General features: G+C 38.5%; 10 protein-coding genes. 6 read left to right on the forward strand and 4 right to left on the reverse strand.

Going from position 1 to position 13,344, the window contains the following annotated elements:
• Positions 1 to 75: 75 nt before the first annotated feature.
• Genes HXT19_RS01710 through murI form a run of 3 tightly spaced genes read left to right on the forward strand, consistent with a single transcriptional unit; the run spans position 76 to position 4,299 of the window.
• The gene (locus tag HXT19_RS01710; RefSeq protein WP_020760559.1) at positions 76 to 1,824 is read left to right on the forward strand and encodes an ABC transporter substrate-binding protein; all 1,749 of its coding nucleotides are present in this window, start codon (positions 76 to 78) and stop codon (positions 1,822 to 1,824) included.
• A 16-nt stretch (positions 1,825 to 1,840) separates the two neighbouring features.
• Complete coding sequence (locus tag HXT19_RS01715) at positions 1,841 to 3,466, forward strand: ATP-binding cassette domain-containing protein (RefSeq protein ID WP_004115670.1); 1,626 nt, start codon at positions 1,841 to 1,843, stop codon at positions 3,464 to 3,466.
• A 50-nt stretch (positions 3,467 to 3,516) separates the two neighbouring features.
• Positions 3,517 to 4,299 (forward strand): glutamate racemase, encoded by a 783-nt coding sequence (gene murI, locus HXT19_RS01720; protein WP_004115668.1) that lies wholly within the window; start codon positions 3,517 to 3,519, stop codon positions 4,297 to 4,299.
• Positions 4,300 to 4,376: 77 nt separating this feature from the next.
• Here the strand turns inward: murI and HXT19_RS01725 are convergent, their stop codons facing one another.
• A complete protein-coding gene (locus HXT19_RS01725) occupies positions 4,377 to 5,081 on the reverse strand; it encodes a vitamin K epoxide reductase family protein (RefSeq protein ID WP_004115666.1) in 705 nt (234 codons plus the stop codon).
• A gap of 81 nt (positions 5,082 to 5,162) precedes the next feature.
• Between HXT19_RS01725 and HXT19_RS01730 the strand changes: the two genes are divergently transcribed.
• A complete protein-coding gene (locus HXT19_RS01730; protein ID WP_004115664.1) occupies positions 5,163 to 6,050 on the forward strand; it encodes a PHP domain-containing protein in 888 nt (295 codons plus the stop codon).
• A gap of 8 nt (positions 6,051 to 6,058) precedes the next feature.
• Here HXT19_RS01730 and HXT19_RS01735 read toward each other — a convergent pair whose 3' ends face one another.
• Together HXT19_RS01735 and HXT19_RS01740 are read right to left on the reverse strand one after the other, a co-directional pair.
• The gene (locus HXT19_RS01735; protein ID WP_004112344.1) at positions 6,059 to 6,283 is read right to left on the reverse strand and encodes a DUF3107 domain-containing protein; all 225 of its coding nucleotides are present in this window, start codon (positions 6,281 to 6,283) and stop codon (positions 6,059 to 6,061) included.
• An 82-nt stretch (positions 6,284 to 6,365) separates the two neighbouring features.
• Positions 6,366 to 7,901: a phosphotransferase gene (locus HXT19_RS01740; protein WP_101891863.1), complete on the reverse strand. Its 1,536-nt coding sequence runs from the start codon at positions 7,899 to 7,901 to the stop codon at positions 6,366 to 6,368.
• Between the two features lie 151 nt (positions 7,902 to 8,052).
• Here HXT19_RS01740 and HXT19_RS01745 point away from each other — a divergent pair, with 151 nt between their 5' ends.
• Positions 8,053 to 9,636 carry an ATP-dependent helicase gene (locus HXT19_RS01745; protein WP_020759874.1) on the forward strand — a complete coding sequence of 528 codons (1,584 nt, stop codon included), beginning with the start codon at positions 8,053 to 8,055 and terminating at the stop codon, positions 9,634 to 9,636.
• A 125-nt stretch (positions 9,637 to 9,761) separates the two neighbouring features.
• On the opposite strand, the gene HXT19_RS01750 is transcribed toward HXT19_RS01745, so the two are convergent.
• Positions 9,762 to 11,588, reverse strand: coding sequence for a zinc-dependent metalloprotease (locus tag HXT19_RS01750; protein WP_020760564.1), 1,827 nt, complete (start codon positions 11,586 to 11,588; stop codon positions 9,762 to 9,764).
• Positions 11,589 to 11,807: 219 nt separating this feature from the next.
• Between HXT19_RS01750 and HXT19_RS01755 the strand changes: the two genes are divergently transcribed.
• A complete protein-coding gene (locus HXT19_RS01755; RefSeq protein ID WP_004112354.1) occupies positions 11,808 to 12,740 on the forward strand; it encodes a YlbL family protein in 933 nt (310 codons plus the stop codon).
• Positions 12,741 to 13,344: the final 604 nt, after the last annotated feature.

Below are 13,344 nucleotides of genomic sequence, written 5' to 3' on the forward strand. Positions count from 1 at the left end.
CTAAAGTCTTCTTTAAATCACAATAATAAAAATTTTTAATAACTTTATAACTTTATAAAAAATTAAGGAAAAATCATGCAAAATACACAAAATATACAAAATTATTATCAAATCATCAAAAAATTTAATCGCGGTTTTGCTCTAAATATATTAAGAGCAATTGCTGTAATTCTAGTGTTTTCGCTGGTTTATGCATTTTCTGCTTGCGGAACTGCTGTGCAAAGTGGTCAAAACCTACAAAAAAGACTACCAAATGCTTCTGTGCTTAATAGCAATCCAAAAAAGGGCGGAACGCTTACGATTCTAAGCTCTGAATCAAAAATGGATTTTGATCCTGCAAGAAGTCAGGGTTTGCCAATAACTTCTAATAGCCTAGTTTTCCGCGCTTTAACAACGTGGAAAGTAACGCCAAGTGGCAAAACGCGTGTTGTTGCCGATTTAGCAACAGATACGGGAACTGCTTTAGACGGCGGAAAAACTTGGAAGTACACTCTTAAAAAAGGCATTAAATACCAGGATGGAAGCCCAATAACGTCTAAAGATATTAAATATGGTCTTGAGCGTTCTTTTGCAAACTCGCTTACAGGCGGATTCGGTTACCACAAAGCGCTTTTGGAAGGCGCTAAAGACTATGCCGGTCCGTTTAGTGGCAAATCTTTGGATTCGATTGAAACTCCAGACAATCAAACAATCATTTTTAAACTAAATGCTGCTTTTGCTAATTGGCCTTGGGTTGCGTCTTTGGCGGCCTTTGCTCCCGTTCCGTTAAATTCTGGGAATGCGCAGGATTATGGTAAAAGCCCAGTTGCTTCTGGACCGTACAAAATTGTTGAAAACGAAGTTGGCAAGCAAATTGTTATGGTTAGAAACACTAATTGGGATTCCAGCGCGGATTCAATTCGAGCTAATTACCCAGACAAGATAATTTGGAAGCTTGGTGTTGATCCTTCTGTTGCTGCCCAATCTATGATTCAAGGCAATTCTGGCGCAGACAATGCTATTCTTGCAGATTTTGTGCCTCCAGCTCAACGCGCACAAGCTAAAGCAAGCTACAAGTCGAGCAATCTTTTAGTTACAAGCTGTGACGGAGCGTTGGAATATTTGGCCATGAACAATCGCCGTATTAAAGATGTTAAGATCCGAAAGGCGATTCAGTACGCTGTAGATAAGCAGTCGTATCAGCGAGCAAAGGGCGGTGCGGTTGCTGGCGGTTTTGCAACAACGCTTATTACTCCAGGCGTAAGCGAGCGCAAAGTCTATAATCTCTATTCTGCAAATCCGCGTGGGGACGTAGAAAAGGCTAAACAATTATTAAAGGAATCGGGTAAATCTAAACTAAAGTTTAGTCTTATTGCTCGCCCAGATCAGGCGCAAGTGGCATCTTCTATTCAAGCAAGCTTAAAGCGCGTTGGAATTGATGTTTCTATACGAACTGTGGATTCGCAGATTTTTACCGATATGATTACTGGCGATTCTGGCGACTACGATTTAGCTTTGTCTAAATGGCAGCCTGATTTTCCTTCTGCGTATGCAAATATTGGTCCGCTTTTTGACTCTTCGCAAATAGGCGGCGGCAATTGGAATATATCTCGCTACTCGAATCCAAAAGTGGATTCCTTGATTCGCCAAGCTGTTGGCGTTATAGATAAGTCGCGTGCAGATTTGCTTTGGCAGCAGGTTGATAAAGAGATTATGCGCGATTCTCCAATCGTTCCGCTTATTTACTCTAAGAACACTTATATTCACGGAAGCAATGTGGAAAACTTCTTTGTTGGGTCTTTCCCGGCTTATCCAAACTATGCGCGAGTTTCGCTTAGAAACTAGAAAAGGATTTAAGAAAATGTTGGAAAATCGCGAAAACCCAGTGCTTAGCGTTAGTAACTTGTCTATTGCGATTGGCAAAAATCAGATTACGCATAACGTATATTTAAACTTATATGCGGGCAAAATTAGTGCGCTGGTTGGCGAATCTGGTTCGGGAAAGTCCTTAACTTCGTTGGCATTAATGGGTCTTCTTCCAGACGATTTTAGTGTTTCTGGCAAAGCGGTTATTAATACAAGCGCTAATGACAGTTTGGATTTACTAAGCAATAATGCTCCGTATTCTTATATTCGTTCGGGGCTTATTTCAATGGTATTCCAAGAGCCATCTACAGCATTTAATCCAGTTATGCGCATTGGCAAGCAAATTGAAGAGTCATTAAAATATCATCACGAAAAGTTTGGCAAGACGAGCGCTCGCGCTAAAAAATCGCGAGTTCTTGATTCCCTTAGCGAGGTTGGCCTAAAGGATGTAAATCGCGTTTATAGGTCTTATCCGCACGAACTTTCTGGAGGGCAGCTTCAGCGCGCAATGATTGCAATGGCAATTATTAATCAACCTTCTTTGCTTATTGCAGACGAGCCTACAACAGCTTTGGATGTTACAACTCAGCGTAAGATTTTGCAGCTTTTGCGCGATTTAGCTAAAAAGCATAATATTGCGGTTTTGATTATTACGCATAATATGAGCGTTGTTAAGGCTGTTGCAAACACAGTTTATGTTATGAACAGTGGCAGTATTGTTGAAAGTGGGCTAGTTAAAGATGTGTTTTCTAATCCTAAAAACAGCTATACGCGATCTCTTTTAGACTCTATTGTTGATTTTGATATTAGTAATTTAGCTAGCGAATCAACTAGTTCGGAGGCTGGCGATTTTTGCGTAAACATTCAAAATGTTTCTGCTAAATATGCTAAGTATTCTAAAATTTTCAACCCTTCTAAATACGCAATAAGTGATTTGAACCTTAATATTTTAAGGGGGAAAACGCATGCGCTGGTTGGCGAATCTGGTGCTGGAAAAACAACGATTGCAAAGCTTATTTCTGGTCAGCTTAAGCCAGAATCTGGCAGCATAAGCATAGAGGGTCTTAATTTATACTCCGATTGCAAAAAACGCGCAAATCGCAAGATTTTAAGCAATATTGGGTTCATTTTCCAAGATTCTGGCTCGGCGCTAAATCCTTTAAAAACTGTAGGTTGGAGCATTGCCGAGCCTCTTATTGTCAATAAAAGTCTTAGCGAAGAAGAGCGCAAAAAGCGCGTGGAGCTTGTTCTTAATCAAGTGCATTTGCCATTAAGCTTAATAAACAGGTTCCCGCACGAGCTTTCTGGCGGTCAAAAACAGCGAGTTGGCATTGCGCGAGCGTTAATAAATCGTCCTTCTTTGATTATTGCAGATGAGCCAACTTCGGCGTTAGATGCAAATCATTGCCTAAAAATCCTAAATCTTTTAAGTAGCTTGCAAAAGCAGTACAACTTTTCGTGCTTGTTTATAACGCATGATTTGGCTTTAGTAAGCCGCATTGCTAGCCAAGTTAGTGTTATAAAAGGCGGAAGGATTGTTGAGCAGGGAAGCGTTAAAGATGTATTGCGTTTACCTAAAAATCCATACACGCGCAGTCTTATTGATGCTGTTTTGCAATGATTATGTTTGTGCTAAAAAGTACCATTGTAAGAGTTTATTAGGAGGTTTTTATGTCTTCGTGCGCTCCAATAGGTGTATTTGACTCTGGGTTAGGTGGTATTTCTGTAGTTCGTGAGCTTCGAGAAGCAATGCCAAATGAGCGCATTATATACTTTGGGGATTCTGCTAATGCTCCATATGGCATAAAAACTCCGCAAGAAGTGCGTGAGCTTAGTTTTAAGATTGTTGAGCATTTTGCAAGTCTTAATGTTAAAGCTATTGTTATTGCTTGCAATACTGCCACTTCTGCTGCTGTTAAAGATTTGCGTGAGCACTATAGTATGCCGATTATTGGCATGGAACCTGCTCTTAAGCTTGCTTGCGATTTAGGTGGCGGCAAGCCTCAGCGCGTGATTGTTGCTGCTACTCCTTTAACGCTTAAAGAGCGCAAGTTTGCGGAACTTATGAATCGTTTTACGCAAGATCACCAAATTTTTTCTAGACCGTGTCCAGATTTGGTAGAAATTGTGGAAAATGGTGATTTAGGCAATAAAAATATTGTTATGAGTGCTTTGCATAAGTATTTTGATTCTTATGATTTAAACAATATTGATTCAGTTGTTTTAGGCTGTACTCATTTTGTGTTTTATAAAAGTTATTTTCGCGAGTTTTTGCCTGATTGCGTGAAGATTGTAGATGGTAATGCTGGCACTATTCATCATCTTAAAAGCGTCTTAGATTCAATGAATCTTCTTGCGGATAAAGATGACGAGGGGAGTGTTTTGCTCACTAACTCCGATTCAAGCGATCGTATTGCTAAGCTATCGCAATCTCTGCTTAATAGTGACTGCTGATTATAACTTTAATTTAAATTGCAGCTTATAAATATGTGATGAAATATGTGATGAATTTAGTTGTATAAGCTTTTGATTCAACTAAATATAGCATGACCGTATTTGCTTAAAATTAATAGCACGATTACGAATATCCATAGTGAGTCTACGATTAAATCGTAGTTAATTCTGTAATACGCGTTTAGAATTTTATTTTTTAATCCAATTCCTTGCGCGCTAACTGTTGCGTGGCTAAGTGACATGAATTGTATAGTAGTGCAAAACATTAGTACTAAGCACCATGGGCAAAGAACTTGTATTACGAACATTGATTGAGAAAACAGCCAATACGCGTACAAGAGTGCGCATAATCCGCCTATCCAACTAAATATCGCTAGCCATTTTGGAAGTTTTACTTTTGCTATTCCGACTACAGCAAGTGTTACAAATACGCTTTCGGCTGCTATTCCAAAGAAGGCGTTAGGGAAGCTTAGTTCGCCAAATCGTATGAATTCTGCTTGCCATGTTTGAGCTACTTTAGAGCATGATACGAGAGTGTTTATATCGCATCCAAGCGCTTTGTGCGGTGTGCGCGCAAGAGCTAAAGTCTCAGAAGATAATATTAGAGATGTTAGAAGGGCTATTGCAGAAGTAACTAGCATAATAGCGTAAACCCAAGTAGCAGAATGTCTCCAGCCTTTTAATGAGTTTGTTTCGCAAAGTGTTTTTCCGTCTACATTGTTTTCCGTTTTAGATAGCTCATTTATATTTGTGAGTTCTGTTTGTGAATTACAGCTATCCATAAGTACTCCTGTAAACGCTAATAATGTAGGGATTAATCGTTTATAAGATAAACGTTACATGCCACAGTTTACGATAATTGTATGACTGTAACTAGCACTAGCGCTGATATTGATTTTTTTGCAAACCCTGATGAGAATAATTCTGGTTGGGATTTGCATTGTCATACCTTTTATTCCGATGGTACAAAGTCGCCAGAAGATTTGGTAAATGAAGCTAAAACTATTGGTCTTAAAGGTGTGGCTATTACAGATCACGATACTACTGCTGGTTGGAGTGATTTTAAAGAAGCTGCTAATATTGCGGATTTTCCAGTTATTTTTGGATCCGAAATCACATCTGTAGAAGGTAATATATCTGTTCATATGCTTGCTTATCGTTATAATCCAAACGACGAGTGCATTATTGAAATGTTTGATTTAACAAGGAAACGTCGTTTAAATCGTACGCGTAAAATGGTGGAGCTTATGTCGCACGATTTTCCGATTACTTGGCAAGATGTTCTTGATCAAGCAGGTAAAGGGAATCTGACTACGATTGGCAGACCACATATTGCAGATGCATTGGTTGCTGCAGGTGTTTTTGAAACAAGATCTCAGGCTTTTGCAGGGCCAGTAGCGCCTCATGGACCTTATTACATTCCTACGCCATCTCCCAGCGTTGATGAAGTTATTAAAGTTATTAAACATGCTGGGGGAGTAAGCGTTATTGCACATCCTGCGGATTATAGTAGGAATCTTGTTATTCTTTCAGACTCTCAAATTGCTCATTACGCTAGTTTAGGTCTCGATGGTTTAGAAGTGTATCATCGTGGTAATTCTTTAACGCAAAGACAAAGACTATTTGGATTAGCAAAAGACTTGGATTTGCTTGTTACTGGCGGCTCTGATTGGCACGGAAGCGGGAAACCAAATAGTCTTGGTGAAGAAACAACTAGCGACGAAGTAGTGAGTAAAATCCTAAATCGCTAGTTTTGTAATTACAATGCGTTGAAACCAACAGTGTGTGTTGGGGTATCTCCGATTATTGCATAGGCAAAAGAGTTGCTAGGTACAACAATTTTCCTGTTATTTTTATCTGTAATGGTGATTAATTTTTCGTCTTTGATTGCATTGGTTATAATATTCTGCACGTCTTCTTCGCTTTGTTCTGATTCAAAGCTGATAGTGTCGTTTACGTGTTTAACTCCGATTGTTACCTTCATTTTGTTTCCTTTAATACTTTTGATACTTTTAATAATTGGTTTCTTTGATTTTACTTAATATTTAGCATCTAATATTTAGCATTTACGAATTACTCAGTTTGTCTTTAGCATCTTTAATAGCTTGATCTGCATCTTTTAGCATTGGGATAATAATAGTTGCTGGCTTATCTAAATCTTCATTGTTATTTTTGCCAGTATTTTCTACATTGTTATCTTTGCTTTCGATGCTGTTATTGCTCTCGAACTTGCTTTCGATGCTTCCGTCACTATTCTTGTTACTATTATTGGCGTTATTGATAATGCTATTTATAACTTGTGTTTCTAGATTATCAGCAACAGATGTAGTTTTAGTAGCATTCGTATTATCAGACTCTTTGTAAGAATCTTCTTGCGCTTGTGAATTTGAATAGTTCACTTTTGTAGGGTTTTCACTCGTGCTGTCGTTATTGCTGTTTAAAGCAATTGTCTGACTTTTAGCACTTATATTGCTCTCATTTGTGGCATCAGAAGATTCAATAGTATCGTCTTTAACTATATCTCCTACAGTTAGAGAAGACGCAGGATTTGCGCTTGAATTGTTGTTTTGATTAGCATTTGCGTTTCTAGAATTGTTTATACGCGTAAGCTCGTGAGCAAGACGTTCTACTTGTGCTTTAAAGCGCATGATCCCAGTTGTATCCGCACGCTGCAAAGCTTGAACAAAGTCGCCAACCTGCTCCATTTGAAGCCATAGGTTTGCGCGAAGCATAATCATGCTGTCTAATCTGGCTCCTAGCATTCTTCCGTAAGCGCTAAGAAGTGCATTCCTATGCTGTTCATTAAGTTTTGCAAAAATCCACGCTAAATCTCGCGCAGGATCGTTGATTTGCATGCTCTGCCAATTGGTTATTGCAGTAATCGTAGATCCAGAAAATAGAAAATCTCCATCTTTAAAACCGCCGTGAACAGGGCAAGTGTCAAATGCCCACAATCCATCGGTTTCAAGCACTCTGGACCAGTTATCGGTGATTTCAGTAGGAATGTGACCAGCTTGACGTAGCCTTTTAATCCAAGATGTTAATTGTGCTCGAATCTGACCAGTAGTAAAAGTCGGGTAGCCGCCTTTTGTTAAAAATGCTGGGCTTAGTCGGTGAATTGCGCCCATGGCTGTGCCAGCGTTTACGCAATCGTCTGTTGTAAGAAGGCTTAATTCTCTAGCGCTTCCGTTTAAATGTGGGCAAATCAATACTGTTGGATTATTAAAATCTGCCTGTCCAAGTCTTTCGCCATATAAGCTGTTTGAATCAGATTGGTTATCTTCTTGTGTAGATTGTGTAGATTGCGCAACTTTTGTATTTTGCGTATTTTGATTGTTCTGGTTTGAAAGGGAGCCAGGAACAAACTTAAGCATTTCTTCGTGTGCAAATCCAAGAGCTGCAAGTCCTTTGGTTTTTTGCAGCACCCATGCTGCTCTCGCTCTGTCGTGTAAGCGTTTTTGCCCTTTTTCCTCGGAGCTTACAAAAATGTCATAAAGGTTACCAGAAACGTCTTGAATAACGGCATGAGATATTCCCGCAGCGGCATCGGTGGCGTTTGCCTGCTCACTTTGGCGGGTTCCGGCGAATTGTACTTCTGGCATGACCGATGAGGCCAGCGCTACCAACTTGAATCTGCTTATCTGTGTCACAGTTCAACAGTAATACAAAGCAGCGAGATATAGTCAAATAACCTTTAACCACATTTGTGTTTTAATCTTTTATTTTTTCTTTGTTTGCTGTAACAATAGAAATATGATTTCTTCTCCAGAGTCATTATTGAATGATTTAGATGATTCACAGCGTGCAGCAGCCATTGCGTTAAATGGTCCTGTTCGCATTGTGGCGTGCGCTGGTGCTGGTAAAACTCGCACTATTACACGCAGAATAGCGTATGCGTGTGCTAAAGGAGAATGGGATGAAAATCGCGTTTTAGCGGTAACTTTCTCTGTAAAGGCTGCTAAAGAAATGCAAGAACGTCTTAAAAAATTAGGTGTTAATAATGCGACTGTCGCAACTTTTCATTCTGCAGCATTAAAACATTTACGTAAGGTATGGGATTCAGTGTGCTCAGCTCCTTTTCCAAGAATAATGGATGATCCTAAAGAAGTTACAGAGCAAGCATTGATTCATTACACAGATCTTGCAAATATGACGTCTGTGCAAATAAGAGATATTATTTCAGAAATTGATTGGGCGAAAGTTTCGCTTATTGCACCAGATGATTATGCGAAAGCATATGCTTGTGTTCATAGAGAACTCCCTGCGGGATTAGATGTTAAACAATTCGTAGAAGTTTATAAAGCGTACGAGATTGAAAAAAATACGCGTAATCTTATTGATTTTAACGATTTGCTCCTTTTAACCTGTCATATTTTAAGATCTTTCCCTAATGCTGCTAAACAGATTCGTAGTTTAATAGGTTGGGTTACTGTTGATGAGTATCAGGATGTTTCGCCATTGCAACATGAGCTTCTTGTACTATGGTTGGGCGATAACCGCAATATTTGCGTTGTTGGAGATCCTGCCCAAACCATCTATTCTTTCGCTGGTGCTAGTAGCTACGATTTACTTGAGTTTCCAAAAGAATTTGCACCAATCTACGCGGATATTAGTTTGAATACGGATTACAGGTCTACAGAACGTATTGTTGGTCTTGCTAATCGTGTTCTTTCACAATCTGCGTGTAGGCGTGATTATTTAAAATTAAAATCAAATATTAAGGGTGGCGCTCGCGTTTCCAAAAGTATTTATAATACTGATTACGATGAGGCTCTTTCTGTTGCTCAGCAGATTTCTAAAGCTGTTAAATCGGGGGATGCGCTTCCTACGGATTTTGCTATTCTTACGCGCACTAATGTTCAGCAGAATATGTTTTGTAGAACATTAGGTAGCTTGGGCTTACATTTTTCTGTTAAAAAAGATGCTGGTCTTCAACCTGATGTGCTCGATAATAATATAGATAATACAGAAGTAAGCAATTCCAATTCATCGGTTGCTGGCGACTTATCCTTTGCTGATACAGATAATAAGTTTGTAGATAATGTTTCCGAAAAGAAGCATGTTGATTTAATTAAAAAATCTTTACTTCCTGTAACTATATCTACAATTCACGCGTCTAAAGGTTTGGAATTTAAACACGTTTTTTTGGTTGGCTGTTCTGAAGGTCTTCTTCCTTTTGGATCTTCTGTTAGTAGAAGTGAAGATGAGGATGAAGAAGAACGCAGACTTATGTATGTTGCAATAACAAGAGCGGAAAAAACCTTGCATATTTCTTACGCTCTTTGCAAGGATTATGGAAGTGGTATGCAAAGAACTGTAAGTCATTTCTTAGAATAATTTGTTTAAAATAATTCTAAGAAAATCGCAAGTTTTTCCGCTCTGTTTTATTATTTCTATTCATTTATTATTCATTTGTTATTTATTTATTGTTATTTATTATTTATTTATTTATTATTCACTTATTATTTATTTATATCTGAATCGGGATTTGAATCAGAATCAGTTTCACCGTTATCTGAATCTTCGTCAGCATTGTTGTTTGCGTCATCAGATTCGTCGTCAGACGTGTCATTAGATGCTAACAGTTTGCTTAATTCATCGTCCCAATTCACATCTTTGAGTTTCTTTTCTAAATCTTCACTATTCTTGAAGTCTTCCAAATTAGGCATATTCATGCTTGATTCTTTTGACTCTTTATTTGTTTCAGTTTCCGATTCAGAATTAGACTCAGCATTAATTTCAGCATTAGTCTCAACATTATCATTTTTCTTATTTTCATAAGAATTTTCATGTTCAGACTCGTCGTTATCAATCTTAGAAGCTGACGACTCTTCATTATCTGTAGAATCAGCCTCATAGGATTTGCTTGCCTCATCTTTGTTTGTAGAATCTGCAGAATCTATTTGCTTATTATTATCTGTGCTATTTTCATCTGTAGTATTCGTTTTTTTATCACTTGCGTTTGCCTCATCCTGAGACTCTGGTAAATCAGGCAAAAGATCAGGATGATTCCACATAGAGTCTCGCTCCTCAATGCCTTTTTCGTTTGTGATTGAATCCCATAATGCTGCAGCTTCTCGCATTCTGCGCGGTCTTAATCTCAATCCGATAAGAGATTCAAAAGTTATTTCCGAAGGTCCACCTGCAGCGCGCTCGCGTCTCATCATCTCTCTAAGTTGATCGATGTGTGGAATATGTGCCATTCCAGCACGCCAAATAACGCAATCAACCCAGCCTTCTGTAAGAGCAAGAAGTGTTTCCAGTCCTTTAAGAGCCTGTTTTTGACCCTCTGTTTCTGTATCTGCAACTTTAGAAATATCCACCGCTCCAGAAACAGCTTCTGGATCCATTTCTTGAATATCTCTAAGCTGGTCTTCTACAGCATCTAAGTCAATAGAAATACCATCTGCATACTTTATAATCAGAGCTTCAAAACGTGGCATAAGCCATGGTACAGACGCAAACAAGCGAGCGTGTGCAAGTTCGCGTAAGGCAAGATAATTCATAACTTCTGTTACGTCTAATCCCCAGGTTTTTGCATAATCTATGCAATTGTATGGAATAAGACCTCCAGCTGGATTGTTAAGTAGTGCTATACCTTGATCGAAGCTTCCATGAACCTCGTGAGATAATGCTCCAGCAGCGTATCCTAGTTGCATAGCAAAAGATGTATTTCCGAGCAATCTCATAAACTGGTCAGGTTGTTTTACCTCATCTGGCATAGGGATTGGCATAATTCCATCGTATATGCCATCCACTTCTGTATCTTGTGAATCGCCGAATCTTGCGGATATTACGCTTGTAAACGCCTCGCACACAGATTTTGCAACAGGGTTCGCGAATTTAACCCACGAATCTATTGTTCCTTCAATCCAATCAGATCTAGAAAGAATATCAGGTGTTCCTGGCGCAGGATTTAAGTTGCAACTTGTGTCTAGCCACAAGTTTGCTTGGCTAAGTGCTCTTCTAGCACAGTCCGCAACTTCAGCGTTTACGGTTCCTCCATCGCTTGTTGATCTTTGAATAGCGATAGATTGTGCAAGCTTTTTATTTATTGGACCGTCTTCGAGAGTCACTCTCATTTCAAGAGGATTGTTTAATCCTCCTGTAGAAAAAGCTTGCATCATGGCGTGAACTTCGCCTGGTGTCGGAAGTCCTCCAATTCCACACCTTTCCTTGATGTGTTCGCGTATGTCAAAAGGGAGGTTCTCAAAGTTGTGCCATGCTTTTTCGCCTTGTTCAGAACCAAAGCAGTCGACGAGCCACTGGTGAATTTCTTCTTCGCTCATAGTTAAGTCCTTACAGTCTTAGTTAAAAGTCATCTAATATTTTCTACGTTATTTCGCATTCATTTATTAGTGTGACTTTTTGCAGCTTATTACAGATTCTACCTGATATACGGCAATTTTCATTCAATAAATCAATAATTTAAGTAACTTTTTTAATTTAATATTTTAAATGAATCCTAATTCCGTTATGCGTATGGCTTGAGTATAGAATTATTTCTTATGACTAATAAGATATTTGCTGTTTTTAATAATGTATGTATGACTGTTATAAGTTTTACGAGTAGAGTTTTTAATTATTTTGTTAAATATTTTTCTTCAAAATCCGTGCAGTATTTTATTGGACTGATCATTGGTGTTCTTGCGATTATTGTGCTTTTTCTTCCTAGCGCATATGTTGTTGAAGAGCCAGGGCCAACTCAAGACGTTTTAGGAAAATCTTCTGGAAAATATGTGATAAACGTAGATAATCCTAATAATCCTAATAAAAAAGCTGCTTCAGCTGCTTCGGGTTTAAAATCGCATTCAAAAAGTGGCAAATTGCTTTTAGTTACAGTAAATACATCTGGAGTGCCAGGGTATGAGATTCCAAATATTTACGCTGTTTTATCTTGGTTTGATTCAAAAAAGCAGATTTTGCCGCGTGAGGTGTTAGTACCTGTAAATCAAAATGCAAGTGATTATAAAAAAGAAACAAATAAGCAGATGACTTCCTCGCAATCTTCTGCGCAAGTGGCGGCTTTGGATTATGCGAAGAAACATCTTAATGTGAATGTAAAAAACGTAAAAGTTAAGATGCATATAGACGATATTGGCGGTCCTTCTGCAGGAATGATGTATGCTTTGGGTATTTTAAACAAGTTAACTGGCGTAGATTTGGCTGGCGGCAAAACAATAGCAGGCACGGGAACCATTGATAATAATGGGAAAGTTGGGGCAATCGGCGGAATTCGTTTAAAGATGATATCTGCTAAAAGAGATGGTGCAAGATGGTTTCTAGCGCCAAATAGCAATTGTGATGAGGTGGTTGGCAATATTCCGCAAGGTTTAAACGTAGTAAGCGTTAAGACTTTAGATGATGCGTATAAAGCGTTGGAGAAAATTAAGGCTGGTAAAAGTATAAAGTCTTTTAAAACGTGTAATGCGAAGATGTAGAAGATGTAGAAGATGTTGCTTCATTTTTAACTCTTTATTTCTTTAACTCTTTATTTCTATTATCGAAAATCCTATATTTAGTATGTTTTATTATGCAAAGTGCTGCATATTGTGTTTTAAGACACGCCGAGCGTGATAATTTCGATGCTAAAAGCGAAAAATATAAAGTTTCCAATATATTTTTAACGTATTTTATGGTGATCTTTATAGAATCTAGGAATTTTTACGAATGTTAAAAAATGTGTAGATTTTCCTTGAATTTTCCTATGGGGGGGGGTACAACTGTATACGTGCTTTGCAGTAGTGCACTGTATTATTTTGCATTTGAGCGTTTGGCGCGAATTTAACTACTGGTTTTGTGGAAGCTAGGTATGCTTACGTTTATTTAACGCTTGCACGCTAGTTTTCTTCAATAGTTTCGCGTTGTTTACGTAGTCGGCTTACGTTTATTTACGTAGTTTGATTGCGCGCTTTTTGCTGATAATGCGGTGTTCTGTACCCCGGGCAATGCTTGTTGGCTTATAAAACCAAAGGGCATGAGTATTCGAGCAGCTTTTAGATTTTAAGAAATCGAGGCGTTAGAATGTCACGGCTTCATGGCTTA

The sequence above is a fragment of the Gardnerella sp. DNF00038 genome, assembly GCF_049262855.1.
Classification (GTDB): Bacteria; Actinomycetota; Actinomycetes; order Actinomycetales; family Bifidobacteriaceae; genus Bifidobacterium; species Bifidobacterium vaginale.